At 57.9% G+C, this 26,384-nt stretch carries 25 protein-coding genes and 3 pseudogenes; 11 read left to right on the top strand and 17 right to left on the bottom strand.

Translation table 11 applies throughout. The features are described 5' to 3' along the window. Positions 1-19 precede the first annotated feature (19 nt). Complete coding sequence (locus AMK00_RS30195) at positions 20-928, bottom strand: ABC transporter permease (protein ID WP_064813064.1); 909 nt, start codon at positions 926-928, stop codon at positions 20-22. A gap of 1 nt (position 929) precedes the next feature. After that, entirely contained in the window at positions 930-2,039 is a 1,110-nt protein-coding gene (locus AMK00_RS30190) for an ABC transporter ATP-binding protein (RefSeq protein WP_064813062.1), read from the bottom strand. Positions 2,040-2,283: 244 nt separating this feature from the next. Here AMK00_RS30190 and AMK00_RS30185 point away from each other — a divergent pair, with 244 nt between their 5' ends. From AMK00_RS30185 to AMK00_RS31745, 5 genes are all read left to right on the top strand, one after another. Beyond that, positions 2,284-2,982, top strand: a complete 699-nt coding sequence (locus AMK00_RS30185; RefSeq protein WP_064813060.1) for a GntR family transcriptional regulator — start codon at positions 2,284-2,286, stop codon at positions 2,980-2,982. Between the two features lie 108 nt (positions 2,983-3,090). Continuing rightward, positions 3,091-4,452, top strand: coding sequence for an aspartate aminotransferase family protein (locus AMK00_RS30180; RefSeq protein WP_064813058.1), 1,362 nt, complete (start codon positions 3,091-3,093; stop codon positions 4,450-4,452). A gap of 2 nt (positions 4,453-4,454) precedes the next feature. Then, positions 4,455-6,164 (top strand): acetolactate synthase catalytic subunit, encoded by a 1,710-nt coding sequence (locus tag AMK00_RS30175; RefSeq protein WP_064813056.1) that lies wholly within the window; start codon positions 4,455-4,457, stop codon positions 6,162-6,164. Beyond that, positions 6,161-6,937: a 3-oxoacyl-ACP reductase FabG gene (gene fabG, locus AMK00_RS30170; RefSeq protein WP_064813054.1), complete on the top strand. Its 777-nt coding sequence runs from the start codon at positions 6,161-6,163 to the stop codon at positions 6,935-6,937. The genes AMK00_RS30175 and fabG overlap by 4 nt, the downstream gene beginning before the upstream one ends. A gap of 67 nt (positions 6,938-7,004) precedes the next feature. Then, positions 7,005-7,643 carry a winged helix-turn-helix transcriptional regulator gene (locus tag AMK00_RS31745; RefSeq protein ID WP_237350532.1) on the top strand — a complete coding sequence of 213 codons (639 nt, stop codon included), beginning with the start codon at positions 7,005-7,007 and terminating at the stop codon, positions 7,641-7,643. A gap of 150 nt (positions 7,644-7,793) precedes the next feature. On the opposite strand, the gene AMK00_RS30160 is transcribed toward AMK00_RS31745, so the two are convergent. Together AMK00_RS30160 and AMK00_RS32805 are read right to left on the bottom strand one after the other, a co-directional pair. After that, positions 7,794-8,702 (bottom strand): nucleotidyltransferase and HEPN domain-containing protein, encoded by a 909-nt coding sequence (locus AMK00_RS30160; protein ID WP_064813051.1) that lies wholly within the window; start codon positions 8,700-8,702, stop codon positions 7,794-7,796. Between the two features lie 917 nt (positions 8,703-9,619). Continuing rightward, positions 9,620-9,784, bottom strand: a complete 165-nt coding sequence (locus AMK00_RS32805; protein WP_167377225.1) for a hypothetical protein — start codon at positions 9,782-9,784, stop codon at positions 9,620-9,622. On the opposite strand from AMK00_RS32805, the gene AMK00_RS33790 reads away from it, so the two are divergent. Next, positions 9,783-10,241 (top strand): helix-turn-helix domain-containing protein, encoded by a 459-nt coding sequence (locus AMK00_RS33790; RefSeq protein WP_082240408.1) that lies wholly within the window; start codon positions 9,783-9,785, stop codon positions 10,239-10,241. The genes AMK00_RS32805 and AMK00_RS33790 overlap by 2 nt on opposite strands. Here AMK00_RS33790 and AMK00_RS30150 read toward each other — a convergent pair. Continuing rightward, complete coding sequence (locus AMK00_RS30150) at positions 10,124-10,639, bottom strand: hypothetical protein (RefSeq protein ID WP_064813047.1); 516 nt, start codon at positions 10,637-10,639, stop codon at positions 10,124-10,126. The two genes, AMK00_RS33790 and AMK00_RS30150, sit on opposite strands and share 118 nt — an antisense overlap. 11 nt (positions 10,640-10,650) lie before the next feature. Further along, a complete protein-coding gene (locus AMK00_RS30145; protein ID WP_064813045.1) occupies positions 10,651-11,907 on the bottom strand; it encodes a helix-turn-helix domain-containing protein in 1,257 nt (418 codons plus the stop codon). Between the two features lie 174 nt (positions 11,908-12,081). Between AMK00_RS30145 and AMK00_RS30140 the strand changes: the two genes are divergently transcribed. Genes AMK00_RS30140 through AMK00_RS30130 form a run of 4 tightly spaced genes read left to right on the top strand, consistent with a single transcriptional unit; the run spans position 12,082 to position 14,935 of the window. Next, positions 12,082-12,606: a hypothetical protein gene (locus AMK00_RS30140; RefSeq protein WP_064813043.1), complete on the top strand. Its 525-nt coding sequence runs from the start codon at positions 12,082-12,084 to the stop codon at positions 12,604-12,606. Next, a complete protein-coding gene (locus tag AMK00_RS33785; RefSeq protein ID WP_442966211.1) occupies positions 12,599-13,105 on the top strand; it encodes a DUF7665 family protein in 507 nt (168 codons plus the stop codon). Before AMK00_RS30140 ends, AMK00_RS33785 begins: the two co-directional genes overlap by 8 nt. Then, positions 13,005-13,574, top strand: a complete 570-nt coding sequence (locus AMK00_RS30135; RefSeq protein ID WP_064813040.1) for a hypothetical protein — start codon at positions 13,005-13,007, stop codon at positions 13,572-13,574. Before AMK00_RS33785 ends, AMK00_RS30135 begins: the two co-directional genes overlap by 101 nt. Before the next feature lie 5 nt (positions 13,575-13,579). Further along, the gene (locus AMK00_RS30130) at positions 13,580-14,935 is read left to right on the top strand and encodes a hypothetical protein (protein ID WP_064813038.1); all 1,356 of its coding nucleotides are present in this window, start codon (positions 13,580-13,582) and stop codon (positions 14,933-14,935) included. 297 nt (positions 14,936-15,232) lie between these two features. Here AMK00_RS30130 and AMK00_RS30125 read toward each other — a convergent pair whose 3' ends face one another. Genes AMK00_RS30125 through AMK00_RS32800 form a run of 5 tightly spaced genes read right to left on the bottom strand, consistent with a single transcriptional unit; the run spans position 15,233 to position 20,487 of the window. Then, positions 15,233-16,348, bottom strand: coding sequence for a hypothetical protein (locus AMK00_RS30125; RefSeq protein WP_064813036.1), 1,116 nt, complete (start codon positions 16,346-16,348; stop codon positions 15,233-15,235). Further along, a complete protein-coding gene (gene tnpC / locus AMK00_RS30120) occupies positions 16,306-17,961 on the bottom strand; it encodes an IS66 family transposase (protein WP_004675068.1) in 1,656 nt (551 codons plus the stop codon). Before tnpC ends, AMK00_RS30125 begins: the two co-directional genes overlap by 43 nt. Before the next feature lie 45 nt (positions 17,962-18,006). Next, positions 18,007-18,354, bottom strand: coding sequence for an IS66 family insertion sequence element accessory protein TnpB (tnpB, locus tag AMK00_RS30115; RefSeq protein ID WP_008536653.1), 348 nt, complete (start codon positions 18,352-18,354; stop codon positions 18,007-18,009). After that, positions 18,351-18,758 carry an IS66-like element accessory protein TnpA gene (gene tnpA, locus AMK00_RS31730; RefSeq protein ID WP_080956205.1) on the bottom strand — a complete coding sequence of 136 codons (408 nt, stop codon included), beginning with the start codon at positions 18,756-18,758 and terminating at the stop codon, positions 18,351-18,353. The genes tnpB and tnpA overlap by 4 nt, the downstream gene beginning before the upstream one ends. 46 nt (positions 18,759-18,804) lie before the next feature. After that, complete coding sequence (locus AMK00_RS32800) at positions 18,805-20,487, bottom strand: hypothetical protein (protein ID WP_167377224.1); 1,683 nt, start codon at positions 20,485-20,487, stop codon at positions 18,805-18,807. A 134-nt stretch (positions 20,488-20,621) separates the two neighbouring features. Between AMK00_RS32800 and AMK00_RS30105 the strand changes: the two are divergent. After that, positions 20,622-21,338 (top strand): annotated as a pseudogene (locus AMK00_RS30105) (IS6 family transposase). 125 nt (positions 21,339-21,463) lie between these two features. Here the strand turns inward: AMK00_RS30105 and AMK00_RS30100 are convergent. The 6 genes and pseudogenes from AMK00_RS30100 to AMK00_RS30080 all read right to left on the bottom strand — a co-directional run. Next, positions 21,464-23,218 carry a pyridoxamine 5'-phosphate oxidase family protein gene (locus tag AMK00_RS30100; protein WP_064813032.1) on the bottom strand — a complete coding sequence of 585 codons (1,755 nt, stop codon included), beginning with the start codon at positions 23,216-23,218 and terminating at the stop codon, positions 21,464-21,466. Continuing rightward, a complete protein-coding gene (locus AMK00_RS30095) occupies positions 23,215-23,793 on the bottom strand; it encodes a TetR/AcrR family transcriptional regulator (protein ID WP_064813030.1) in 579 nt (192 codons plus the stop codon). Before AMK00_RS30095 ends, AMK00_RS30100 begins: the two co-directional genes overlap by 4 nt. Before the next feature lie 203 nt (positions 23,794-23,996). Beyond that, on the bottom strand, positions 23,997-24,494 hold the full coding sequence (locus AMK00_RS30090; RefSeq protein WP_054186356.1) for a YybH family protein: 498 nt from the start codon (positions 24,492-24,494) through the stop codon (positions 23,997-23,999). An 82-nt stretch (positions 24,495-24,576) separates the two neighbouring features. Continuing rightward, positions 24,577-24,951 (bottom strand): DsrE family protein, encoded by a 375-nt coding sequence (locus tag AMK00_RS30085; RefSeq protein WP_054186357.1) that lies wholly within the window; start codon positions 24,949-24,951, stop codon positions 24,577-24,579. Positions 24,952-25,167: 216 nt separating this feature from the next. After that, positions 25,168-25,350, bottom strand: a pseudogene (locus AMK00_RS31725) (IS6 family transposase); the annotation flags it as partial. 1 nt (position 25,351) lies between these two features. Further along, positions 25,352-26,337, bottom strand: a pseudogene (locus AMK00_RS30080) (IS481 family transposase); the annotation flags it as partial. Positions 26,338-26,384 lie beyond the last annotated feature (47 nt).

Here is a 26,384-nt window from a genome sequence, read left to right as displayed (position 1 = left end):
CGATGTGGTGGCTGCGGGCTCAGTTGACACTGTTCATTCCTTTGCTGATGGAAAGGGCCTTGCGAAACGCAAGGACAAAGACGAGCGTCGTCGTAAGAAGGACCGTCGCGAGCGCTGCGGCGAATGGCCAGTCAAGCAGGACGATAGTTTGCTGGCCGATCAGCGTTGCCATCATCAACGCTCCCGGTCCGCCAACGAGTGCCGGCGTGATATAAAAACCGATCGCCAGAATGAAGCACATGACGCAGCCGGCAAAAATTCCCGGCAGGCTGAGCGGCAAGGTCACACGAATGAAGGCGCGCATGGGGCCCGCCCCCAGGTTCCGGGCGGCTTGGATATATTCGGCTGGAATAGTGCGAAGAGCATTGCAGATCGGCAGGATCATGAAGGGCATCAGCACATGTGTCATCGCGAGGATGACAGCGCCCTCGGTATAGAGAAGCTTCAAAGGGCTGGTGATGACGCCGGTTTCGATGAGCAAGCCATTGACGATACCGCTTCGCTGCAGCAGCACGATCCAGGCGTATGACCGCACCAGCACGGAGGTCCACAGTGGCACGAACACCGCCGCCGCCACAATCATTGCGGTCCTGCCCTTGGCGCGCGCCATGAGAAAGGCGACGGGATAGCCAAGCAGCAAGCTCGCAACAGTGACAATCGCGCCCATCTGCAGCGTGCGAAGCAGAACTTCGAGGTAGAGCGGCTCGCTTATTATTCGTTCGTAATATTCGAGCGTGAGTTCAGGCGCCATGAAGCTCAATGAGATCAATCGGCCGATCGGATAGACGAAGCCCGCGGCGAGCAGGAGGGTCAGCGGCGCAATGAGAACGAGCGTCAGCGCATGCGAATAGCGGCGGGCCGAGTGCGAGAATAGCCAGCTTGCTGGAGCGATTGGTGCAAGCGCCAGATTGTCGGCGGTCATGGTCATCTTACGCCTCCACATCGGAAAAGAGCCGCAGGCCATCCTGTTCGGCAATGACATCCACGGGCGTGCCCTTTACAAAGGGCACTTGCATTCCATCGGCAGGTATCTGCACCTGAATGATCTCCCGGTTTCCAAAGTCGGTGCGAACGAGATGAAGGTTGAAGGAGCCTGCAAAAACGGAGGCTTCGATCTGGCCGGGAAGGATGTTCGTTCCGCCCGCGCCACGCGCTGCAAGGCCCAGGCGCTCAGGCCGAAGCGCCAGGCGAACACGACTACCAATCCTTGCGGCACGGTCGTAACCGGACACAGCGCTCGGTGTATGAACGACCACGTCCTCGCCCAGCTTGATTGCCTGACTGCCGGCGGTCTCGCCCAGGAACTCTCCGGTGAGGAAGTTCATCTTGCCGATAAAATCCGCGACAAATGCCGTTTCCGGGTTTCGGTAAATGTCTGCCGGGGTTCCGAGTTGTGCGATTTGCCCCTTTGCCATAACCGCGATCCGGTCGGACATGGTCAACGCCTCCTCCTGATCATGAGTCACGTAGATGACAGTTGCCCCCAGGCGCTCCTGCAACTGCTTGATCTCGATCTGCATGGATTCGCGCAGCTTCTTGTCGAGAGCGCCGAGCGGCTCGTCCATCAGGAGAACTGGGGGCTCGAAAACAATTGCTCGCGCGACCGCCACTCTTTGTTGCTGCCCTCCGGACAATTCGTGCGGATAGCGTCTGGCGTAGTCGGGAAGCTGGACGAGGTCGAGCGCCCGGCTTACGCGTTCGGCTCGAAGATCCTTGCGAATGCCACGCATCTTCAGCGGAAATGCAATGTTTTCGGCGATGGTCAGATGCGGGAACAGGGCGTAGCGCTGAAAAACCATCCCGATGTTGCGGCGATCGGGCGACACGGCCGTCACATCGCGCCCGCCAATGATCAGGCGTCCGGCAGACGGACTCTCGAAACCGGCAATCATCGTCAGTAGCGTTGTCTTGCCCGATCCCGATGGTCCGAGAATCGACAGGAATTCGCCTGCCGGAATGTCCAAGGTGACGTCACGTACGGCAGTCTGGCGGCCGTAGGCTTTCCATATGCTATCGATGAAAACAGGCGCACCAATCAAAATGATGTCTCCTCCAGTTTGCGCGCCGGGATGCGCGTTGAAAACCTCCCGGCCCGTGCGTGGGACCGGTGCTGTGGGTGCTACGCCGAAAAGATCGGCGGCTTTTGCGGGTATGCGTTCCGCAGCCCTAACGTTGCGGATGTTCACGATACCGTTATGCTGTCACATTAGGTTGGCATTTCTTGAATATGATATTTTTGTTGCAACAAAATTGTGAAGATGTCAACGCGCATGGGGGTCGAAAATGAACAACAATGCAACCACAGGGGATTCTTCGGCCTCGGACGAGCAGTCCGGACGCCTGAGTGACTTCGCCTATTCAGCCATCAAGGAGCAGCTCACGCGCGGCGCGTATAAGCCTGGCCATAAGCTGCCGATCCGCTCAGTGGCCGAAATGCTGAACATTGGCTCAACGCCGGCGCGCGAGGCGCTCAACAGGCTGGTCTTCGAGGGCGCGCTCGTCATGGCGGGACCCAAGACGGTTATCGTGCCGCATCTCGATCTTGCCGCCCTCTACGAGGTTACGCAGATGCGGCTGGCGCTGGAAGGATTGGCAACAGAACAAGGCGCGCTCCGCGCGACTAAAGACGTGGTCGACAAGTTGTTGGCGCTGCAGGACAAAATAACATTGTCCCTGGAGGAAAGACGCTATTCCGATGCCCTGCACGACAACAAGGAATTCCACTTCACAATCTATCGTCTTTGCGAGATGCCGCACCTTCTTTCGACCATCGAGGCCCTGTGGTTAAGGGTGGGCGCCTCCTTCCACGACCTTTATCCCGAATTCGCGGAAGCAAAATACGGCGTGCGCAACCACATGGCTGCGATAGAGGGATTGGTGGACATGGATCCATCTGCAGTTCGTGCGGCGATGGAAAGCGACATCCGGGACGGCTACCGCCGCTTGAAGAAAGCGGCGCAGGAACGCCTGAAGCGGCAATAGCACTGGTCGCATCATTTTTTTGTTGCAACTTCTTCGGGTTCATGATTTTTGTTACAACAAAATTGTGAAGGGTCGTGCGGCGACCCGCGTTGACCGGAGAGGATCCCAATGTTTAATCCAGACTTATCGCGCAGCGGCCGGGTTTTCTCCCGGTCGCGGTCAGAACATTTCTTCAAAAGGGGGCGGCGCGTTTTTCCAACGGGAATAACGCGGGTGACGGTGGATCACGAGCCGAGCCCGCTTTACATCGCCCGCGGTGATGGAGCCTATCTCATCGATGTCGATGGCAACCGGCTCCTCGATCTCAATAATAATTTCACGACGCTGATCCACGGCCATGGGTTCCTTCCAGTTGCCGACGCGGTCGCGGATCTTCTTCATCGCGGAACCTGCTTCTCCAATCCAACCGAGCACGAGATCACCCTTGCCGAGCTGCTGATCGAGCGCATTCCTGCGGTCGAACATATTCGCTTCGTCAACAGCGGGACGGAGGCTGTGATGTTTGCGATCAAGGCGGCCCGCGCATTCACCTGCCGGCCAGGCGTCGCACGCATCGAAGGCGCCTATCACGGCGCTTATGATTGGGCCGAAACGGGGCAAGCTGTATCGCCGGCCATTTGGAACGACGCACAGCGGTCGCCAGCTGTACCCGCTTATCGTGGCATGCCGCCCGCGGTTGGCGAAGAGGTGACCGTCATCCGTTTCAACGACGTCGAAGACCTCGAGCGTCGCATTGCTTCGGCAGCGCCATCGCTTGCTTGTATCCTTATCGATCCGATGCCGAGCCGCGCCGGACTGATTGCACCTGAACCGATATTCCTCGCAGCCGTCGGTGCGATCGCCAGGCAGCATGGCATTCTTGTTGTTGCCGATGAAGTGCTCAATCTTCGACAGTCCTATAGGGGCGCTTCGGCCCGCTACGGTCTGCAGCCCGATCTGATCGCGGCAGGGAAGATCATCGGCGGAGGTTTTCCGATCGGTGCAATTGGTGGGCGCAAGGAGGTCATGCGGGTCTTTGCGAGTGACAGCGGCACGCCGCCGCTTCCGCAAGGCGGTACGTTCTCGGCAAATCCAGTATCGATGGTCGCGGGGCGGGTCGCTATGGAGGCAATGACCGAGGCGGCATTCGCCTCGCTCGAGAGCCTTGGTGACAGCATTCGCGCCGGTCTTCGCAGGGAGATCGCGCGTCGAGGCGCAGCCTTCAGCGTAACAGGGGCCGCATCATTGTTTCGCATTCATCCGAAACGAAAGGAGCCCACAGATTTCCGTGAAGCTTATCTGGAGCCCGCAGAGGCGGAATTGATGGCTCGGCTCTCGCGGCACTTTCTCCAGTGCGGCATCCTACTACCCAATGGAGCCGCAGCGTGTCTATCGACGGCAATGACCAGCGCTGATGGCGATGCGGTCGTCTCCGCCTTCGCAGATTTCCTTTCCGCACTTGATGCAAATCCAACCGAAGCAGGCATGTGATCATGGCCAATGATGTTTTCACCGCCGCCGAACGTATAGCGCATTCTCTCAAAAGACACGACGTCACCCATATCTTCGCTCAGAGCCTGCCTTCTGCGGTGATCCTCGCCGCCGAAGCAATTGGCATCCGTCAGGTCGCCTACCGTCAAGAAAACATGGGAGGGACCATGGCTGATGGCTATGCGCGCCTCTCCGGCAAGATCGGCGTCGTCGCTGCACAAAACGGACCCGCCGCAACGCTTCTCGTTCCCCCGCTGGCGGAGGCGCTCAAGGCTAGCGTACCGATTGTCGCCCTTGTGCAGGACGTCGAACGAGATCAGGCGGATCGCAATGCATTCCAAGAACTCGACCACCTCGCCTTGTTCCAATCCTGCACGAAATGGGTACGCAAGGTGATCGTGGCGGACCGTATCGACGACTACGTCGATGCTGCCTTCACGGCCGCCGCGTCGGGCCGACCAGGACCGGTCGCGTTATTGCTTCCCGCGGACCTGTTGCGGGAGCAAATTGCTCCGTCAGCATTTCGGCGCGAGGCTGCCTTAGGCCATTGGCCGCTTGATCGATTGCGTCCACGCGATAGTGACATCGAGCGCGCAGCGTCGATGATTGCGGAAGCTCACGCCCCGGTTATCATCGCCGGAGGCGGCGTTCATGCTAGCCGAGCCGCCGGCGAACTTTCGGCGCTACAGGACGAAGCCTCGCTTCCGGTCGTCACGACAAATATGGGCAAAGGTGCGGTCGACGAATTCCATCCCCTGTCGGCTGGGGTTCTTGGTGCACTCGTTGGACCGAAGTCGCTCGGACGACACACTGTTGCGCTGGTCGAAGAAGCAGATCTCGTCATCCTGGTCGGGACGCGAACCAACCAGAATGGTACGGACAGCTGGCGGCAAATTCCGCTGTCCGCCTCGGTCATCCACGTCGATGTCGATCCAGTCGAAATCGGCCGGACCTACGAGGCCGTCAGGTTGGCAGGCGATGCCGCAGAAATCATCGGCGCCCTCCGCAGGGCGCTTGCTGGGCGTGATCTTTCTTATCGCGCATCGAAGCGTAATGACGTGGCTTCTCGTATAGCGGGGTTCTGGCATGCGTTCGACATGGAACGACAGTCAGTCGCCCAATCGGACGCCAGTCCGATCCGACCTGAACGGATCATGTTTGAACTTCAGCGGATGTTGACGGCCGATACGACCATTGTCGCCGACGCCAGCTACTCCTCCATGTGGGTTGCCGGCCAGCTGCGAGCACTTTCGCCCGGCATGCGTTTCATCTCGCCGCGAGGCCTTGCTGGACTTGGTTGGGGCGTCCCACTTGCACTCGGCGCCAAAGCTGCAAGACCGGACAAGCCGGTCGTAGCCATCGTAGGGGATGGCGGCTTCGCGCATAGCTGGGCAGAACTTGAGACGATGGTGCGGAGCAAATTGCCCGTCCTCATCATCGTTTTGAACAATGGCGTTCTCGGTTTTCAGCGTGACGCGGAAACTGTCAAGTTCGGCAGCTTCACGACGGCCTGCAAGTTTGCAGATGTCGACCATCAGAAAATTGCCGAAGCCTGTGGCTGCCCGGCGGTTCGCATCTTCGATCCCGCTGATCTTCCTAGATACCTGGAGCGGGGTCTGGCTGGGCCGGGTCCGCTCCTGATCGAGGTGATGACCGAGCCTGGCGCTCATCCGCCTCTGTCGCTGTTTGCTGCGATGGATGAAGCTGCATGAGCGCCGCACAACGCGCACCTGTTGCGGTCATCAGCGGGGGCACAACGGGGATCGGTCTTGCCACCGCGTTTCGTCTGCTCAAGGCCGGTCATAGAGTGGCTGTCTTCAGTCATGGCGAGGCAAGCGTCGAGGCCGCCGGCGCAGCGCTTGCCGAAGCTTTCGGGTCGGGGCAGTCGCTCGCAAGACAGGTGGATCTCCGCGACCCGGCTGCCATCACGGATTTCTTCACCGAAGTCGCCCATGTCTTTGGGGCACCCGAAGTTCTCGTCTGCAACGCCGGGATTTCACCCAAAGGTCCCGACGGGCCTCCTGACGTCTCAGACCTTTCCGTTGAAGAGTGGAACCACGTGCTCGCTGTCAACCTGACGGGTGCGATGTTGTGCTGCCAGGCCGTTCTGCCTGCCATGAAGGAAAGTGGCTATGGCCGCATCATATTCGTGGGATCTCTCGCTGGCCGGACGAGACCGAGGATTGCCGGAGCGAGTTATGTCGCATCAAAGGCGGCACTTTCAGGGTTATCCCGCGTTCTCGTCTCTCAATACGCCCCCTATGGCATAACATCGAATGTCGTGGCGCCGGGTCGCATCCTGACGCCATTGACCGGATCCGCGGAAACAAAGACTAACATCGACGCCCTCACTCGCATTCCGACCGGCCGGCTTGGCGTTCCGGACGATGTTGCTGCCGTAATTGCGTTTCTTGCGTCAGAAGATGCCGGTTTCGTCAATGGAGCCATTATCGATGTGAACGGCGGCGAGTTCGCGCCGAGCTAAGGCCGGCCGCTTCTATAGGACGCAGAGGCGATCGATATGACTGCTGTCATTCTGGTTTGCTCGCAAGATGCCGAACTTTATCTGCTGCTTGCGGCATATTCTGCACGGCGAAGGTTTCGAGGCTCGGCTAGCAGCCACTGAAGACGATGCCGCGGAGGCCTGCACTTCGGCAGCAATTTCCGCAGTCCTCCTCGATTGTGCAGGCTGGCCCAGCGATATTGCGCCGGTATGTGCGCTGTCAAAGGAGGCCAGGCTTCCCGTCGGGGCTCTCGCCGGAGGAGAGCATGCACAACACCTTCAATTGATCAAGGCCGGCCTTGAAGACGTCATCGCGCGGCCTTTATCGCCAGCGAAGCTCATTGCCTTTTTGAATAGCGTAAGGCCGCGGCCGGAGCCCACGATATCTTCAAGTTTTGTCATTCCTGCCGATTTGGTCGTCCAAGATCACGCCGTCGTCGTCGCAGGTAAGAGAATTAACCTTGCGCCCATCGAGGCGCGCATCCTCGAGTTTCTGGTAGCAAGGCAAGGAGAGATCAGCACCCGGGAGCAACTCATCGAGGCCGTATGGCCTAACCCGCGTCTCCTGAGCCGTCGGACAGTCGACGTCCATGTCGGCCGGTTGCGAAGAGCGGTCGCGGAACTTCGGAATGTGCAGATCCGCACAGTTTACGGCGCAGGCTATGCTGTTGAGTTTCATGATGCTTGAGGGCTCATCTCGTGACCCCATGATGCGTTTGGAGAATAACGACGCGGTTGTCCTAGGAGGCGAGCTTTCGGAGGCTTTGCAGATGAACTGCCAAATGCAATAGCTTGGAAGCTGAGTGGGACTTAAGTGACTGCCAATCAGGCCACTCGGTTAGCCGCCGTTCCGCCTGAGCCTATCCAAATGCTCCAAGCAGACCGTCTTGACAAGCTCGAGCAATAAAGCGGTTTGTTGTGCCAGCCATCCGAGAGCCTCCTCGCTGATCTCGAAATGCTTCGAGTATCGCGCCTTCACATATGCCTCGTTCAGCGTATTGAACCAGGCACGCTCGCGATGCTGATCTCGAGGGAAGGCTTCGGCAAGGCGCCGGTCCTGTTCTTCGGCAAGCGATCGGAGGAATTTGATGTTGTGGGAAGGCGGGCCGTAATTGGTGAGGGTCAGCAGCACACAGGAGTAGGCCTGCTCGATTGATTGGTGCAGTTGAAAGGCAGCTTCCTTGCTACGTCCCCTGCTCAGTGCATACTGTGATGTATCAAGAAACCCATCCGCGGTTGGATAGCGCTCCTCGAAGTGCTCCCTCGCCACCCGCAGTCGATCCGCTGGTAAGAGTGGCTGTGGCTCAGCCAAGGGCTCGTCATCTAGCTCGTAGAGCACGACGCCTTCCCTCCGGATATCGGAGAAGAAGTACTGCCCTTCCTTGAGATAGTTGTTCACCTCGCGCCTGGAATGGACGATGAAGCTTACCGGCGTTTCGATCGACTTATCGTGGATCAGCCGGTCGGCAGCCTTGTACCAATATTCGGCGAACTCGCAGAGCTTGCGATTATTGACGATGATCAGCAGATCGAAGTCTGATCGATAACCCTTCATCGTGAAGGGCTCATCTACCCAGCCGCCTGTCGCATAGGAGCCGAAAAGAATGATCTTCAAGATGCGTCCACGCTTTTTGAATTCCGCCGTACCATCCTTTAGCGCGTCTTCGAATTCCTCGTGGAGGATTTCCAGCACGCGGCCAATCTCGCGTTGTTTACGAAGCGGAATATGATCGAGAGACGATTTCATGCACCATCGATAGGTGAAAGATCTCGCACCGTCCACCCGCAGTTTTAACGGTTGCGATAGCGTCGATGATAATCTTCGGTCACGATTACTTAGACGTCAACGCCAAGATAGACTGCTGGCGGTCAACCGCCCCAGTCGCCTTCTGTGTCAGCAGACGCCGGCGGCATTGTGAGCGCGCGATCGTGTCTCAGACCTCCTCCTGGTGATCGAGATTGCCGTCATCTGAACCAGGGTTCGTCATCTCGTTTTTGAGACAGCATCAGGTACCGCAACGCCACTTTCCACTATTTTGTACGGTTATCGCGGACAAAAATTGCTCACCGTAAAGCACAGGGCCGTCCCTGTCGGTTTTGCCGTTAGTTTTCTCGCGTCCGTTAGAAAGCTTTGTACAACTATGCCACGCGTCAGAAAACGGTCAGTTGCAAGCGTGTTTTAGGCTCTGAATAGCGGGCCGCCAGACTCAAATCGTCGCCCAAGACGAGCGACGGGCCGTCCACATAGGCAAACGCGTGCCAGCGCGCTTCTGTGGCGGAAATGCCGGAAAACCAATGGTTCCGAAGATAGTGGAACGACCATGACCTCGCTCATGGGGTATTGAAGTCTGTTTCGGTATCGGCGCCAGATCACTTGGCCCCGACGGCGCGGGTCGAATTCTGCTTGGGCGAGTCCGGTTAATCCGGCCGAAATCGCCCTAGAAGCCCGGAAAACCGGGTGTTTCCGGTCATCCAGGGCGACCGACATCGCTGATTTGCGGGCTTTAATCAATCACTTCCGATAAGCATTACTTATCGGAAGTGAGATGTCGTCTCGGCGACATCACGGTGTGACGGTAGCGAATATAGAGATAGGTTCCAGTTAACAAATCATTTACCACAAATACAATAAGTTAACGTTTTCCGACGTTCTGTCTCCAGACCCTACTGTGGCCGATCTCGGACACCGGGACTGCGCTGGCCCCTCGACGAGCGCATCGCCCGCTTGCCGGTCGGCGCCGGCTGGATCGAGCGCACGTACTTCGCCGATTCCTGCGCCTCGCTTGGATCGACGGCGAACTCGTCCACCTCGAGGACCTGGTGCTGCATGACGCCCTTCGCATCTCTCTCCGCACGAAGCTTCGACGATATTGGAGAAGAGGCTAGCATTATGGAACGGCTGGCCGGCCGGCGAGCGTCGTCAACGCTGCCGGCGCTCGTCGAAAAAGTCATACGCCGGCCGCTCGTGTCGGCTGGCGCGATCTCCGAAACCCTCGGCACGACGGCGCAGGCAGCGCTCCGGATTGTCGGCGAGCTTGGCCTCAGGGAGATGACGGGGAGGGGACGTTTCGGGCGTTGGGGGGTCTCGAAAGCCTTAATGTCTTCCCTGGAAACCCGCTTCTATCTTCTCTGTATGTCACCCGCGTTCGAAGGCGGATCTGTTTTAAACTATCGCACCAGCTCTCTGAAACTTTCAATGGGGATCCGAAACCGATGCCGAGTCTCCCACTCGTGTCGGATTAGGTCTGCGGAGGAGATGTCGAGAACACGGGAGTGTATTAGTTGAACGACCACATCAACGGTCTTAAGTATTCTCAGAGGACGGCCCGCCAGACCAGCTTCGCGAAGAGCGTGCTTTATTGCCCTTCCATCATCAATCGCCAGCGAGTGCCCCCGGCTCAACGCCACGGCGATCGCGGAACATTCGCCAACACCAAGCCTCGGTGTCTTAGAGAGCTGTGCGAACAATCTAAGTTCGCTAAGCGCTGTGACGGCTTCTTCGCGCAAATGGCCGGCGGCCACAGCGGCCATGTAGCGCTCAACCTGTGACGGATACTGATCCGTGACTTCATCGCGCACATGATCAGTCGCGACAAAGCCCCCGGGATAGCGTCCAATCAGGTCCATCCGATCAATCTTCAAGAAGTTGATCAGCACTGATGTGTCTGCAACGACAATGGTCATTCCGCTTTTCGCTATTCTCCGCGCGCCGACTCGGCAAAAACTAGGAGATTATCAGCTTGGATTTGGAGTTTTTGGCTTAGGTCTCGCAATCTGCCAGCGCTAATCTCGCCTCGTCGATATGCTTCAGTTGCCAAACGAGTAACTTGTGCACGAAGCTCGATTCCGCCGTCTTCGGTATAGTTGCTCCCTCGCCCATCGGAATCCCGGAGCAGGTGTAGGGCTTGGCCGTAATCCCGACCGACTCCCTTTTTCGAGATGAGGAAATCGGTTTCCGATGCGCTGATCTTTCCAATGCTTTTCAATCTCCAAACCATCGCTTCATAGCTCACGCCGAAGTGCTGTGCGAGCATAGTGACGTCTTGATAGGTAATTGCCTGCGATCCAGCCGGAGGACGAATCTCGGCTTCCTGCGGCAGGTTGCCGGCCACATCGAACAGAATTTGCGACTGCCGACTCGGATTACCTTTGTCCATCAATCGAAGCTGCTCAAGAATTCCATCCGTTGGCATTAGGAAGCTGGCAGCGAAGGAATTGGCCCTCTTTTCGACGAGGTCGGACGCGTTGGCACGCTCAGTTTTTCGAATCCCGTCGTCTCGATCAAACAGAGCATGTGCATATTCGTGGGCATAGGAGAATCGACGCCTTACCGCATGATGTGCGCTATTCACCACTACCGCAAAACCGATAGAAGTGTGGTTGATAAACAGACCCGACAGATCTTCAGGAAGTTCGGTTGCAGCCGTCCAGATACCTTGAGAGGCAATTAAGCCAGCGACATTCCCAATTGGCGCTACTCCAAGTCCAAGCCTCCGACGCTCCTCGTGAGCTACCAACTCCGCCTGCCTTAAAGACTCGCCGACGGTCGCTGCCCGCATCGCGTAGTTGGGAACCGCACTATCAATCGAATTACCAAGCAGTTCGCGAAGCTGGGCGCCTTCGGTATAGAGGTCGATTATTTTCTCAATCGCTCGCCGCATTTCATCGCTTGCCATAATGGCCGGTAACGCGCGAGGCAGGACAACAGCGGAAAGATCTTCCATGTTTGATTTTGGCTGACCAAAAAAATGCGCGATCGGCTGCCCGTACAGGGCGGCAAGTTTTGATAATTCTAGGGTTGAGACAGCGCGGTTTCCGGCTTCCAAGTTGGTTACTGCCGTTCTCGGTAGTGCCAACAGGTCCGCTACCTGCTGTTGGCTTTTGCCGCTTCGTTCGCGAGCTCGTTTGAGATTCTCACCAAGTTGGACTGCATCAAGCTCTCTTTCCTCCATGACGTACTCTTTCTCCGAATCAAAGGAGGCCGGAGTCCGACGGGCTCCAGCCTTTGGCATACTGACGGCTCGGACATTCTATGTCAAGAATTTCCTTGACTGTCCGATAATCAGACATAGTATGGAAAACAGAATCGCACTTGCGGTTCGATTTGGACATTGATGGAGACTCTAATGGAAGACTTGGACCACAAGCCGATTGAGAAGGCCGGCGCCGATGCTGGACACGAGCGCAAGGTGCGCGTCGAACTCGAGTTCGAGACCTCGCCCAACATTGAAACGCTCAAGATCGATAAAGACGACCTGGATGCTGTCCTCAAAGTCGCGCGAGGTGTCGCTGGCTTTGAGAGGGCGCACGTATTCGAAAGGGATAGCGATGAACTGCTGACCGGCATCGGGGACCGGCGGGCGATCACGCTTCTTGTTCACAGATGCCGTCATATCGCAGTGACGATTCGATACGGCGGCGAAACCCATGAACGTGAATTCTCACCTGCGGCAACCGTTCTTCGTATTCTTCATTGGGCTGTAGGAAAGCACGGTTTCAATCTTGATGACAACGCGGCGGCTAAAGCCAATCTCATCGTGCAAGGCAGCGATCAGCCTTTGCCGAAAGACGTTATGATCGGCCGCTTCGCCGCACACCCTGGGTGCGGGGTTGCGCTTGACCTCACTCTGAAGGACTTCACCAATGGTTGACGGTGAACTGACGTCAGCGGAGAGGACACTGCTTGCGCACTTGGACACGGTCCGCTTCCTCGCTGGCGTCGATGAAGGCAGATGGGACATCTTGGAGCTTAGGTGGCCATGTCTATATGTCCGCGTCCGAGTAATCGCCGGTCACAATGAAGTTTCCCTCTCCCAGGATTTCAGGCTCGAATGTTCGGGATATCCGGAGCCGGGACCTTACGTAGAGCGGTGGTCCTACGCCGGTACCGAAGAGCGCGGCGAGCGACCGCCGGCTCCAACCGATCCAGGAGCACCTGGCTATATAGATGCCCTGAAAGAATGGGGCAGCGGCGGTGGGGAGGGCGGGATCTACAGAGCTTGGAACCGAGGGGCCGCACGCCATAACGATTGGTCTCGCAAGCGACCCGATGAAGCTTGGCATCGAGGTCGACAGATTTCGTTTATCATGGAGCAGCTTTATGCATTGGTTTCTGAGCAGGCTCTTTGGCTGGCTGCTAGGGCGGCCTGAACCGCGCATCGTCTGTGAGAGCGCCATATGGGCTGCGGGCGTGCGTGAACTCGGCCGACGGACTTTAGGAAGACGTAGAGAGAGCGGCGCATTCTTGATCGGCGAGGCGCCGGATCGGGGGCCAAAAATCATCCGTGCATTCGTGTTCTACGACGACATCGATGAGCACGCCCTTGAAACTGGCATAGTCAGATTTAACGGCAATCACCTCCCGAAGCTTTGGGAACTTTGCAGTGAAAAAGGTCTACGCGTCGTCGCGGACATCCACGTGCATCCGGGCGGCTATGGCCAAAGTGCGTCGGACAGAGCTGACCCTGTCATGCCTCGCGCCGGGCATATCGCTTTCATTCTTCCGGACTTTGCTGCGGGTAAAGTCGATCCCGGTGGCATCGGTCAATATGAGTACCGAGGCAACGGAGCCTGGGTTGATCATTCACGGGCGAGTGCTCCGTTTCTCGAATTGAGGTAATTGTCATGACACAGATCGCCCATCTCGGACGCTCCCGCATAGCAAAGGTTCTGACCGACGATACTGCCAGCAACAAAAGCTTCGACGATGCTACCGCAACGCTTGATGCCGTTGGCTTGGTAATTGTCACGAGCGGTGAGGAGGCGGCTACCCACGCAGGTCAGGCGGCCATACTTACGATAGTCACCACCGGAGTGAAATGTTTTGGTAGAGCGGCGGTCGTGATTGATAATGACGTGCCCTTGAAACGCCGCCTGAGTTCGGGGGAAACGATTTTCGAAGCGGTTCGTGCGGCGGGAGCGGAGATCGTTCATTCAGTTCCAACGGATGCAACTCACATTGTGTCGATCGGAGAAATCCCTACCAAAGGCATATATGTTCGTTGTTGGTGGGGCGGCTGGAGCGCCGGAGTGTTGCCTCCTTGGGACGACGCGCCCTTAGGCGGATCTTCCAACCCGCTTGCTGGAATATTCGCGGGCGCACTTGCTGTTCGTGAAGTTTTCGCCAACTGCGTCGGACGTCGCAAGAATGTCCGACGAGCCTCAGTCATTTCTCTTTGGGCGCCGTCGCAGATGCAGAGCCAAGAGGATGTTCCGCCTTCCAGGCTTTCTCTGCCTAATAGACTTTGGCTCGTTGGATTGGGTCATGTCGGACAGGGATTCCTCTGGAGCCTTGCTCTTCTTCCCCTGGCCGGCGCGCACGCCGTACTGCAGGATGATCAGCTGGTGGGGGAGGAAAATGTTGCTACCGGCTTGATCACCTATCCTCACGATTTTGAAACTTCCAACCACAAGACTCGCGTTGCTATGCGCTGGCTCGAAGCGGCCGGTTGGACGACCTCGATAGTGGAGCGGCGCAATCATGGTGACTTCCGGCTCGACGTGGGGGATCCGCCAGTTATTTTAACGAGCATCGACGAGCCCATGGCACGTATCGAGATGGCCAACGCAGGCCATGAGTTTCTGATCGATGCTGGTGTTGGTCATGGTCCGACTGACTTCGAAATTGCTCAAGTTAGGGTAGTGCCCACAACCGTTGATGCGCGAACGCTTTGGACGGCAGGATCGAATAGAAAGGATATAGAGAGGACCTTACAACAGCACGCTTATCGTGAGCATGCGAAGTCGCATGGCAACTGCGGTACGTACAGCTTGGCGGAGGCAAGTGTGGCTGTGCCTTTCGTCGGAGCTGCGATAGGAGCGCTGACAATCTCTCAGCTTTTACGCCTTGCGGCACTTAGAACAACGAGCCAAGTTCTTCAAATTGAACTTGGCGCGCCAGAGGCTGCAAGTGTTGGAGTGCAGAATCCGGGCTCTGCGATTGGACTGGGAGGCGTTGAATTTTCGTTTTCGAAGTTTTGAGAATCAATGTCCACGGGCAGCGCCACGCATCGGTTGGCTAACCGTTCCGTAATGACGAGCAGACCTTCGTCCACCGTCAACGACGCTGGGGCCCGCGGCTGGCCAATTTTCAAGCCGTTGTCATTGATTCACGCACGGACCCCGCCGGTCGCCGGGCGGCTCCAGAACTTTCCGGGCGGCGTCAGCTATAACCGACCACAACTGATGCACACCACTTCGTCAAAAAATGCTTGAACTGGTCGATTTGGTCATCGCTCATATCGCCCTCAAAGGTGACGCCGCAGGCGGCAACTGTTTTCAAATGACCGTCTGAATGTAGTCCAGTTCATCTTTCACCGTTTTAAAGGCAGGATAGTCTTCAACCTTTTTAAACGAGCGTGAAATCATTGCACTAGACCTCGAGCACAAACCCTTAAAGCGTTTGGGAGCAGCTTCAACAGTCTTCGCCGGAATTTTTCGAAGGTTGCTCAGTAACAGCTGTGCGGCTTGATTGGTTAAATCATGCCTCCTTTGCGTTAACTCTTCGATCAAAAGAGGAATATGCTCGAGTTCATCTCCTATTAGGGTCACGAGGCGAAACAATGGTCTATCAGCCCACCGTGCAGTCTCGGTAGTATCAATACGTGCCGACGCAGCAACCCACAAAGCCTCGAAATAGCAGACGATTGAAGATCGTAGCGCCTGCAGTGCTTTGTCGCGGCTAACTGTAACAACGGAATTCGCTTTCTGAAACTCGCATGCGCCTTTCTTACTCCAGAATTCGCTCAATGCGCGAGGGTTGTCTGCCGATCGCTTTATCATCTCATCGCAGATCCGTTCGGCCTCCGGCTGGTTGTACTGCAACTCCATATTGAACCATCGACGCATCATAAAAACATCGGTATAGCCCAAACCCTCCGCCTGACGGAAACACACCCGCGCCTTCTCCTTATGATCAAACCCCATCTCAGCATACGCTTGGCCTAGAAGGGCTTGTACTCTCGGGTTGACCATCACCACATCGTTTGAGCGCCGCCCTTCGCATAGTTTTACCATGCCGTCAAAGTCGCCTCCCCTAATCATAAGTTGCAAACTTGTAATGACAGCGGACTCTTCAGCAGAATAGCGGTTTGCTTGGCCGTTATAATGTTTCACCCTAGCATCGAGGGCGTCGAAATGCGGCAACTGTTGGGAGGCGATCCTTACGAAAGGGACGCTCGGCGCCGCAAGTTGGTAGAGCGTTTCCCCGTTTTCGTCCTCGGAAGTAGAAAGAAACACGCTGGCACATTCGCTGATAGCATCCCGAATCTGTTCCGGCGTGAACTGAAATAGGCTGTTCAATGTTTTGAAACTAACCGGCTGTTCCGTAAGGCTCCGGTGAAGGCCGCAGGTCAGGCCGCTTGAGCGTTGACGGTCGGCGGCGTCCAATTCCACGGAAGCAACTGCTCCAGCCTGGTAATCGACGTATCAGCGATGCGGGCAAGAACGTCGGCCAGCCACACCTGCGGATCGATGTCGTTGAGTTTTGCCGTCATAATCAATGTGGCCATGAAGGCCGCACGATCTGCACCGCGGTCTGATCCGGCGAAGAGCCAGGATTTTCTGCCGAGCGCAAAGCCTCTGAGCGCTCGCTCTGCCGCATTATTCGTCAGGCAAATCCGGCCGTCCTGCAGAAATGATGTGAAGCCATCCCAGCGCTTGAGCATGTAGTCGATCGCCTCCGCCACCGGAGAACTGCGTGAGAGCTTTGCCCGCTCGGTTTGAAGCCAGACCTGCAGATCATCGACGAGTGGCAGACAGTCTCTCCGGCGACGCTCCAGGCGTTGATCGGCCGTAAGCCCGTTGATCTCGCGCTCAATATCGAACAGGCCGTCGATCCGTTTGACGGCTTCGAGCGCCATAGGCGAGATCGGCGCGGCGTTCTTTCCACGCTTGGCATTTGCGGCAATGTCGGCGAGCACGAAGAACTTACGCCGCGAGTGTGCCCAACAAAACGCCTGCCTTAGAGGATTTGGATCGCGATCAACCTTGAACAGCGGATTGTAGCCGCCATAGGCGTCCGCCTGCAGAATGCCGTTGAAGGTCTTCAGGTGGCGCTCCGGATGCTCCTGCCGTCGGTCCCGCGAGGCATAGTAAAGGGCCGCCGGCGGAGAGAGCCCTCCGAACGGCCGATCGTCCCGGACATAGGTCCAGATGCGGCCCGTATCGGTCTTTCCCTTGGCCAGGATCGGCACGGTCGTGTCGTCGCCGTGCAGACGTTCGGCAGCAAGGACATGCGCCTCGATCAGGGAGTGAATGGGCTTCAACGCCGCGGCACATGCTCCAACCTGATCGGCCAGCGTCGACAAGCTGAGGTCGACGCCCTCGCGGGCGTAGCGCTCGCTCTGGCGATTGAGCGGCTGGTGCTGGGCGAACTTCTCAAACAGGATCATCGCCAGCAGGTTCGGCCCGGCAAAACCGCGGGGTGTCACATGGAAGGGTGCGGGTGACTGCGTGATCTTCTCACACTCGCGGCAGGTGAACTTCTCCCGCACCGTCTGGATGACCTTCCACTGACGCGGGATGACTTCCAAGGTCTCGGTAATGTCTTCACCAAGCTTCGACAGTTTAACCGATCCACAACAGGCGCAATTCGTGGGAGCGGCGATTACGACGCGCTCACGCGGCAGGTGTTCGGGAAAGGGCTTGCGTGACGGACGCTTGCGCTCGAAGGCTTTGACGGCTGAAGCTTTGGCTGCGATCTCCGCCGCCAGTTCATCTTCACCGGCGTCCGCTTCCAACTCCTCGAGCTGCAGTTCCATCTGCTCCAGGAGCCGCGCCTTGCGCTCGGACCGGCTGCCGTAGAGTGCACGGCGAACCTTGTCGATCTCCAGCTTCAGCCGCGCGATCAGCGCCTCGGAATGCGATACGAGTGCCTTTGCGCTGGCGGCTTCTGCCTTGGCGGTCGCTGCTTCTGCTTCGGCTGCGACACGTCGAGCGCGTTCCTGGGCCAGCAGTGCAAGCGCACTGGCAAGGTCGTCCGGAAGCTCTTCGGTCGCATTGCTCATGACAGGATGGAATCATATTCGACCCTGTCATTCCAGTGTTTTTGCTTATCCGGCCGACGTCGGCCGCCAGGTCTTTTGCGGCATCCGCCAGTCGATACCTTCCAGCAGATAACCGAGCTGCGCAGGCGTGATCACCACCGTGCCATCGGCCGCTGATGGCCAGATGAAGCGGCCGCGCTCCAGCTTCTTCGTGAACAGGCAAGCGCCCTGGCCGTCATGCCAGATCACCTTGATCAGACCGCCACCGCGGCCGCGGAATACGAACAGGTGTCCACACATCGGGTCGCGCTTCAGCGCCTCCTGCACCATCAACGACAAACCGGGGAAGCCTTTTCGCATATCGGTGTGGCCTGTCGCCAGCCAGACCTTCACGCCACTCGGAACCGGAATCATCGCAGCCCCAGCACGCAATCGAGAATCCGGCCAAGGGCATCCGTATCGATGTCGCTATCCACGCGCACGCGCCGACCCCGTCCAAGCTCGATTGTCACATCGCTACGCTTCCGACGAGGGTGGGATGTGGTGGGCGATTCCGGTTGAACGGGAGAGACTGTCGAAGCGGCCTCGGATACGATCACCGGCACCAAAGTCGCCGTATCAGACCTTGGCTCGTCGATCCGGCAAAGCTCTTTGCGCCAACGGAACAACTGGCTGACATGGATGCCGGCCGCGCGGGCAATCTCGGAGATGACCGCGTCTGGCTCAAAGCACGCAGCGACAAGGCGCTCTTTATCTTCGCGTGACCAGCGCCGACGGCGCTCTACAGACGTGATCACCTCAATTGGATGCTTCGTCATATGACTACTCCTAGTGTTACCACTAGGACTGGCAGTCAGAAGCCCTCTATCGCAAGACGGCCTTCACCGTGGGCTTACGCTGTTCCAAAAGATATAGAGCACTCAAAATCGGTCTGGATTTCCCGTGCTTATCTAGCCGGTCGTATTCACGTTGATAGAGATATCGCCTCGCGTCATCGCCGCCCTTTTCGTCGAAAAGAGACAAAGCCTCATTGTAGTTGCTACAGAAGCGCCTGAGGCCCACTACTGTTTCGACCAAGAGCGGGAGTGAGTGTGTGCGATCCGCAATTTGATGAGAAACCTCTGCGGGCGGCGACGGAACGCCAAACTGTTTGCAACATGCGTCCACGAACTCATGGAACTCTGAGGCATAGTCCAGCCCAGGGACCTTAAGTGAGGATGTGAGTGCGTGCTGAGGCGGGTGGCGCAGCGTATACAGGATCCGCGTCCGCTGCTTCGCAAGAACCGCTTTCAAGAACAAAACTTCCTCGCCAGTTTCGAGGCCGCGCCGGCTTAAAGCGTCGATGTCATCGATGACGATAAGCCCGGAGAAGTGCGAAAAAAGTTCATCGAGTCCTACCTTCACGCGCTTCTCGTCGGCAGACGTTTGCTCATCCAACCCGAGCAGACCTGAGTGGTATATGATTTGAACGAACTGCTCATGTGCATTGGCGAATTGGCGCATAGCGAAGACCTGCTCTGTGCCGCTAAGTGGGTTTAGTTCCGTTTCCTTACCGGAAATGAAAATAACATAGTCAAGGCGTTCGCCCGTAGTTGCCCTGACCCCATGCCCATGTTCAGCGAGTAGTCTCGCAAACTCGAAGGCAAGCGTGCTTTTGCCTGAACCACCAGGACCATGGAGATAAAGTCGCGGGTTTTCGCCTGACACGAACCATCCCCACAGCGACGTAAGTAGGTCACCCCGGCTGATGAACTCCTTCAATGTGGCCGGTGAAGGAGGAAAAGAACGATGTACAGGAAATCTTGCTTCTTCTTCTCCATCTGATGGGAGGCTCATCCTTTGTGAGAAAAGCATAGGCAGATGCCGCGTTTCAGCAACTAGAACCTCATGCCTGTCTCGAACCCATAGCGTTCCCGCCTTATACTTCGCTAAATCCTTGCGAAGTTTCACTGGTGATGCGCTTTTCCGCCTCGGAACAAGGACTGCGGCAATCTGCTTCTCTACGGCGCCGATCGTAACTCGATAAGTTTTCGCAACGCATTCGATTGAAATTGCCGCGAAATCAGTGAGAACTCGGTTAAAGCTCTCAACATCGAAAGGCTGTTCGATCCCTGACACCGTCAAGATGCGGTCTTTTACCCCGACGATAATTAAACCGCCAAAACTGTTATGAAATCCGAGGGCCAGCCGAACGAAACCTGCGCCGTATCCTTCACTAAATCCTTCAGGGTTTGTCTCTTTGAAATCGAGGATATAGCTTTCTTGAACATGGAACCGTTCTTCAGACGCGTTCCAGATCCCGTTGAAAAGGTGATCAAAGCTCGGCGGCAGATCCCCCTTTTGGACTGCACCAAAAACGCCCTTCAATTCTTCCCGCATGTTGTCCCCCCAATTCGGAATAATTACTATCTGGCTCGGATTAAAACGCAACGGCGTGCCTCCGAAGTAAATAGCTATTCCGCTGTCGGAGCTTGTGTGTGACTTTTGACGCGTTTTCAATGCGATTGCTTTTGAAGCCTTAGCGGTCGCTGGTTCGAATCCACTCAAGGCGACCGTGTGGCACAGAGGTTCTGCCCCGGAATAACCGGAAGCGGTCCAAATTGCTCGGTCCGAGCAGGAGCATGTCAATGCGTGCTATGATTTCGGAGCTGTCACGTTGTCCGTGGCTTAACGGTTGACGGATAATCGGACGCCATGAGCGCGCCGACCATCAGCTACGAGAACCACCGTTTCCCACCGCAGGTCATCGCCCATGCGGTCTGGCTGTATTTCCGGTTTCCCTTAAGCTTGAGGCTTGTGGAAGAAATGCTGCTGGAGCGCGGCATTGTCGTGTCCTATGAAACGATCCGGCGCTGGGGCCGAAAATTCGGTGCGGCCTACGCAAAACAACTGCGCAGAAAGAGACCCTCGCGAGAGGATATCTGGCATCTGGACGAGGTGGTCGTCTCCATCGGCGGCAGAAACCACTGGCTTTGGCGAGCCGTCGACAAGGACGGAGATGTTCTCGACGAGATCGTGCAAGTCCGTCGCGACACCAAGGCTGCCAAGCGATTGTTGATCAGACTGCTGAAGAAGCAAGGCCTGGCGCCAAAGAGGATTGTCACCGATAAACTGCGCTCATACGGGGCGGCAAAGCGAGATGTGATGCCGGCTGTTGAACATAGATCACACAAGGGCCTCAACAACCGTGCGGAAAACTCCCTCTGCCGCTGCGAAAACGAGAACGAGTGATGCAAGGCTTCCGATCCGTCGGCGGCTTGCAACGATTTATATCGGTGTTTTCAGCAGTCAGAAATCATTTCGTCCCGTCGCACCAGAAGCACTCCGCCCTAGCCACCCACGTTCATCGGATCCGCGCTATGGCGCAATGGAAGGCCGTGACCGGCGCAACAGCCTGAGTTTAACTGAAAGCACCTCCTCCGGCCTCAGTGAAACAACGTGACAACGCCCATTGAAGGTTAGTGCCTGCCCTGCGCGACAAAGGCACGATATCGCTCGATGGCTTCCCGCGCTTCAATCAGCATTAGAAGTCGAAGCTCTCGAACCGCAGCCGGCCGGGGTCGATCTTGGGCTCAAGCCACGCGCGGACGTCCGCCATGAACCGATCGGGCCCGCAGACAAACACGATCGCGTGGTCGAGCGTGGGCAGATCGTCGAAGTCGGTGGCGCGGAGCCGGCGCGGATAGACACGACGCCCGTCCCCACTTGCACTCTGCGCCTTACCCGTCGAGTCGAACACGCCCACTTCGATGTCGGTCATCCCGTCGATTAGTGCGATTTCGTCGCCGCGGCACGAATAGAAGAGCGTGACCTCGGGCATCGGACGCCCGGAGTCGCGCAGCGCCCGGTGCATCGCGAGGAAGGGAGTGATCCCGACGCCGCCGGCCACCCAGAGCATGTGCGGAAGCACGCGACCTTCATCGAGGCACGTGAACGTTCCACCGAATCCCAGGAGATCGATCTCGATCGGTGGAACGCGATGATTCGCTAGCGAGTGCAAGTACGACGAGACGACTCCGGCCTTCTTGACCGTGATCGAGATCTGTCGGCGATCAGGCGATACCCTCGACACCGTGTACGTCCGCACGTAGTCATCGTTCAGCGACTGTGGGTCGAGGTTGTTCATGTGCTGGTACGAACGATCGAACCGGCTTCCGAAGTCGAAGATGGCGTGACCACCGGGGACGAGCTCGGCCTCCCGCGGGAGCGCGAACGTGAACGTCGAGACGAGCGTCGACTCTTCGATCACGTCGACGAGCGTGGCCTTCATGGCGAGCGGATGTCGGTCGCTCGGAGTCTCGCTCGCGAGGATCCTCGGTTTCGGGTTGTAGGGCGACAGCTGCTCGTCACCGGCGATCTCGAGGTCGAGCGCGCCCGTCGTGAGCAGCGCCTCGTCGATTGTGATCAGCGTGATCAGCGTCGCGCCCGGCATGATGCGCGATGCATCCTCATCGAAGAGATTGCGCGCACGCCCGGTCACTTGGAGCATCGCGCCAGTGGTGAAGTCGGGAATCGCGACGCCCATCACCGGATCGGTCTCGACGTTGCCGAGCGACTGATAAAAGCGATTGCCCGAGTAGTCGGGCAGAACGAGATGCGTCCCATGCTCGTCGTCGAAGGAGCGGAGGAACCCCTTCGGTCCGCCGCGATGGTTCAGCCCCATGTCGGATTCGGAGGGATCGCTGTCGGTATGTCGCGTGGCGATGAAGATGGTGCTCGCTCGCCGGAGAATGTCTCGCGCCGCGGACGAGAGCTCCGTGCCGAGCGGGGTGGTGCTTGGCGTCCGAACGTTCGGGCGAAGGTCCCTCACCGTGATGTACTTGGGGCAATTCCCCATGTGCTCGTTTGCGCGCAGCGCGAGGGTGAGGGAACGCCCATCGAACGTCGCCGCGTCCACCGAACCCGAGAGCTTAACGCGCGAGCGCGTCGTGAAATCGATCGCGACGCCCGCGAAGAGTCGCGCGCCGGGCATCGGCAAGCACACCGCGCGCACGAACGGATCGTCCGGGTTCACCCGGGCCCGCACGACCAGGAGCTCGGTCGAGGGCGCGGTCGTCTCGGGGTTGCAGAGAATGGTCACCCACGGCCGGCCGCTCTCGTCGAGCACGCCGAGCGGCAAGTATGGCAGGCGAGCGTAGTAGACGACGTGCTGGCGCGACATCTCATCGTGGATCACGCCGCGGATCGCCTCGGTCTGCTCCGGAGGCGTGTGCCGCCGGACCTGGATGCGGAGCTCTCCCTCGTGCTGGCGGTGCGATTTGCGGATGCTCCCCGTCATGACGCCACGGTCTCCTTATTGGCGAGCAGCGTCGCGCGTACGTCCTTGAGCGCCCGCGCGAACACTCTCTTGTTCCCCGTCCCTGCGACGACCACGAGTGCCCCCTCGATGCGCCCGAGCGCGTCCTCGGCGCGGGACCGCGCGACAGCGCGCGGAATTCCAGCGTCGACTCCAAGCGTCTCGAACGCAGTCAGCCAGAGGTCGAACGAGCGACGGAGTGGACCGCCGATGACGGGACGACCCGCGCTCGCGCAGAGCCGCTCGAGTAAACACGCCTTCGTCCCACCGTCGTAGACCTCATCCAACACGGCGAGCATCGCGTCGAGCTTCTTGTTCGGACTAGCCATCGTCTCAAGCGGCGCGTAGAGCGCCTGTTTGAGCAAGCCGTCGAGATAGGCGAGCACACTCGTCGCCATCTCTTCCTTTCCGCCGGGGAAGTGGTGGTAGAGGCTCGAACGACCGAGGCCCGTCGCTTCCGACAGGACCGCGAGGGACGCTCCCTCGTATCCGTGCTCGCGGAAGACCTCCAGGAGTCGCGCGAGCACTTCTTCTTTCGGGATGAGAGCAGCGGGCATGGTCGACGGGCCTCGGCGTGGGTTCGTGACCGCAGCACGCCGTGTACCAGGCGTGCTGCGATCTTCGGATGTATCAGAAGGTGCACACGGAATAGCCGCCCTTCGCATACGCCGCAAGGCTCGGCGGATCACGCCGAACGTTGTGTGGAACATTCGTGCTAAACCGCGACGGCATGCCTTCGTCAAGAGTGCGTAGTCTCAGTTCAGATAGTACCGAACGGGTTGTCGATCACGAAGCGCCAAACCCCATCCGCTTGCCGGCGAACGACATCGGAGGACGTTCCCGACAATTTCAAGGGCTTACCGTCAGGCCCGTTGCCTTCCATGACCCAGTCGGAGATAACGAGCGCGACATCTCCACTGACCAGGACCTGTTTGTCAGTCGCCTTGATAGGCAGCTTCAACTGCATGAATTCGGACAAGGACGCACGAATGGCCTCGTGGCCTCGCACAGTGGTGCCGGGCTTGGTCACGAAAACCGCGTCTGCAACGTAGACTTTCATGGCGGCGTCGAGGTCACCCGCGGTGATGGCGCTTGAAATGTACGGGGTCACGTCTTCCGGACGGCGGGGCAGAGGCATCTCGGTCGTGCCCTGTGCATGCACCTGTCCGAGGCCACCGATGCCGGTGGCGAACAACGCGGCGGAGGCCACCAGCATCTCACGACGCGAAGAAGTGAAAGGAACTGATCTGTTTGTCATGATTTTCTCCTAGAACAAAATAGGACGCAGCTGCTTGACCGGAGCACGCCGCGTACCAGGCGTGCTGCGATCCTCGGATGCATCAGAAGGTGAGCACGGAATAGCCGTCCTTCGCGTACGCCGCGAGGCTCGGAAGGCCGGACGTGCCAGGCACCTGGTTCGTGGTGATCAGGGAGAATCCGTTCTTCTCGGCGTCTGCACGCGCACCGAAGACGTCCGCGCAGCCAGACGAGACACCCACCACCTTATCCTGGATGGCCTTGTAGAGCGCGTGGGCCGGGTGATCCTTCTGGGTAAGTACACCCGCCCAGCGCGTGCCTGCTCCCTGGAACACGATCTCGACGTGCTCGTTCTTCTGTTTGAGGTCGTACGCCGCGGCCAGCGCGTTGAACAATCGCCCGACCGCTTCGTCGCTGCCGGACTTGGGATCGGAAAATACGACAATCGCAGTCTTCATGGAAACTCCTCTGTGACGTGAGGCTCGGCGGATCGCGTCGAGCTCTGTATGGAACGTTCGGTCCAATACGACGAAGGCGTGCCGTCGTCAAGAGTGCGCTCGGCTGCTGACTGAACGTCACCGAAAAAGACACTGGTATCTGGGCGAGCATGGAAGGGCTGAAACGGCGTTGTCACGTTGTTTCACTGAGGCCGGAGGAGGTGCTTTCAGTTAAACTCAGGCTGTTGCGCCGGTCACGGCCTTCCATTGCGCCATAGCGCGGATCCGATGAACGTGGGTGGCTAGGGCGGAGTGCTTCTGGTGCGACGGGACGAAATGATTTCTGACTGCTGAAAACACCGATATAAATCGTTGCAAGCCGCCGACGGATCGGAAGCCTTGCATCACTCGTTCTCGTTTTGTTTAGTCCCGGCATTTGCTGGAGCGGATCGAGGGTAGAGCGTTCGGGCTGTGAAGCCCATGCTTTGCAGATGAACTCGTAGGGTGTGAGGCCCTTGAGGGTCTTGAGCCTGCGGCCGAAATTGTAAGCGGCGACGAAGTCGGCAAGATGCTGGCGCAGTTGATCGTGACTTTCATAGTAGAAGCGTCTGACGGTGGCATCCTTGATGGTTCGGTTCATTCTCTCGACCTGACCGTTGGTCCATGGATGCTTCACCTTGGTGGTGCGGTGCTCGATATCATTGGTGGCGCAGGTGTATTCGAAGGCATGCGCCCAGAAACGCTCGCCATTGGCGATCGCCTCCTTGATCAGCGGTACAGCGGAGCCTCCAGCGCCGGGCGTGGTGAACTGGATCCCGTTGTCGGTGAGCACGGTGTGGATCTTGTAGGGGACGGCTGCAATCAAGCGCAGAGGAATTCACGCGAGACGGCGGTGGTGGCCTTCTCGTGCAGTTCGACGAAGGCAAACTTCGAGGTGCGATCGATGGCAACGAACATGTGTAACTTACCCTGTTCGGTGCGCACCTCGGCAATGTCGATGTGGAAGTAGCCGATCGGGTAGCTCTTGAACTTCTTCTTCGCCGGTCTGTCGCCCTCGACATCCGGCAGGCGGCCGATGCCGTGGCGCTGCAGGCAGCGGTGCAGCGACGACCGTGTCAGATGCGGGATTGTCGGCTGTAGTGCATAGAGGCAGTCATCGAGCGGCAGCAGCGTATACCGGCGAAAGGCAACGATAACAGCCTCCTCCTCGACGGAGAGCACCGTCGATCTAGGCTCTTTCGGGCCGGTCGGAAGGTCCGCAACAGAGGACCGCTTCCGCCACTTGGCGACGGTCTTCTGATTGATTCCGTAACGCTTCGAAAGCGTTCTCAGGCTCTCTTGACTATGTTGTATCGCTCGACGGACTGCCTCTGTCGTCGTGGCGCTCCCATGAAGAACCTGGCCCATAACGCATCCTTTGATTCGGAAGACAAGGATGCCCCATCAAAGCCTGG

Origin of the sequence: Rhizobium sp. N621 (genome assembly GCF_001664325.1) — a bacterium.
Classification (GTDB): domain Bacteria; phylum Pseudomonadota; class Alphaproteobacteria; order Rhizobiales; family Rhizobiaceae; genus Rhizobium; species Rhizobium esperanzae.
This window is presented reverse-complemented; position numbering and strand designations above follow the sequence as displayed.

What these genes read in the sequence shown, in the direction of transcription:
- AMK00_RS30185 (WP_064813060.1), top strand. Translation starts at nt 2,284, where the DNA reads ATGAACAACAATGCAACCACAGGGGATTCTTCGGCCTCGGACGAGCAG.
- AMK00_RS30140 (WP_064813043.1), top strand. Translation starts at nt 12,082, where the DNA reads ATGGAAGACTTGGACCACAAGCCGATTGAGAAGGCCGGCGCCGATGCT.
- AMK00_RS33790 (WP_082240408.1), top strand. Translation starts at nt 9,783, where the DNA reads ATGACGCCCTTCGCATCTCTCTCCGCACGAAGCTTCGACGATATTGGA.
- AMK00_RS30195 (WP_064813064.1), bottom strand. Translation starts at nt 928, where the DNA reads ATGACCATGACCGCCGACAATCTGGCGCTTGCACCAATCGCTCCAGCA.
- tnpB (WP_008536653.1), bottom strand. Translation starts at nt 18,354, where the DNA reads ATGATTCCGGTTCCGAGTGGCGTGAAGGTCTGGCTGGCGACAGGCCAC.
- AMK00_RS33785 (WP_442966211.1), top strand. Translation starts at nt 12,599, where the DNA reads ATGGTTGACGGTGAACTGACGTCAGCGGAGAGGACACTGCTTGCGCAC.
- AMK00_RS30095 (WP_064813030.1), bottom strand. Translation starts at nt 23,793, where the DNA reads ATGCCCGCTGCTCTCATCCCGAAAGAAGAAGTGCTCGCGCGACTCCTG.
- AMK00_RS31745 (WP_237350532.1), top strand. Translation starts at nt 7,005, where the DNA reads ATGCCGAACTTTATCTGCTGCTTGCGGCATATTCTGCACGGCGAAGGT.
- tnpA (WP_080956205.1), bottom strand. Translation starts at nt 18,758, where the DNA reads ATGACGAAGCATCCAATTGAGGTGATCACGTCTGTAGAGCGCCGTCGG.
- AMK00_RS30085 (WP_054186357.1), bottom strand. Translation starts at nt 24,951, where the DNA reads ATGAAGACTGCGATTGTCGTATTTTCCGATCCCAAGTCCGGCAGCGAC.
- AMK00_RS30150 (WP_064813047.1), bottom strand. Translation starts at nt 10,639, where the DNA reads ATGACCATTGTCGTTGCAGACACATCAGTGCTGATCAACTTCTTGAAG.
- AMK00_RS30100 (WP_064813032.1), bottom strand. Translation starts at nt 23,218, where the DNA reads ATGACGGGGAGCATCCGCAAATCGCACCGCCAGCACGAGGGAGAGCTC.
- AMK00_RS30180 (WP_064813058.1), top strand. Translation starts at nt 3,091, where the DNA reads ATGTTTAATCCAGACTTATCGCGCAGCGGCCGGGTTTTCTCCCGGTCG.
- AMK00_RS30175 (WP_064813056.1), top strand. Translation starts at nt 4,455, where the DNA reads ATGGCCAATGATGTTTTCACCGCCGCCGAACGTATAGCGCATTCTCTC.
- AMK00_RS30130 (WP_064813038.1), top strand. Translation starts at nt 13,580, where the DNA reads ATGACACAGATCGCCCATCTCGGACGCTCCCGCATAGCAAAGGTTCTG.
- AMK00_RS30135 (WP_064813040.1), top strand. Translation starts at nt 13,005, where the DNA reads ATGAAGCTTGGCATCGAGGTCGACAGATTTCGTTTATCATGGAGCAGC.
- AMK00_RS30160 (WP_064813051.1), bottom strand. Translation starts at nt 8,702, where the DNA reads ATGAAATCGTCTCTCGATCATATTCCGCTTCGTAAACAACGCGAGATT.
- AMK00_RS32805 (WP_167377225.1), bottom strand. Translation starts at nt 9,784, where the DNA reads ATGCAGCACCAGGTCCTCGAGGTGGACGAGTTCGCCGTCGATCCAAGC.
- AMK00_RS30145 (WP_064813045.1), bottom strand. Translation starts at nt 11,907, where the DNA reads ATGGAGGAAAGAGAGCTTGATGCAGTCCAACTTGGTGAGAATCTCAAA.
- fabG (WP_064813054.1), top strand. Translation starts at nt 6,161, where the DNA reads ATGAGCGCCGCACAACGCGCACCTGTTGCGGTCATCAGCGGGGGCACA.
- AMK00_RS30090 (WP_054186356.1), bottom strand. Translation starts at nt 24,494, where the DNA reads ATGACAAACAGATCAGTTCCTTTCACTTCTTCGCGTCGTGAGATGCTG.
- tnpC (WP_004675068.1), bottom strand. Translation starts at nt 17,961, where the DNA reads ATGAGCAATGCGACCGAAGAGCTTCCGGACGACCTTGCCAGTGCGCTT.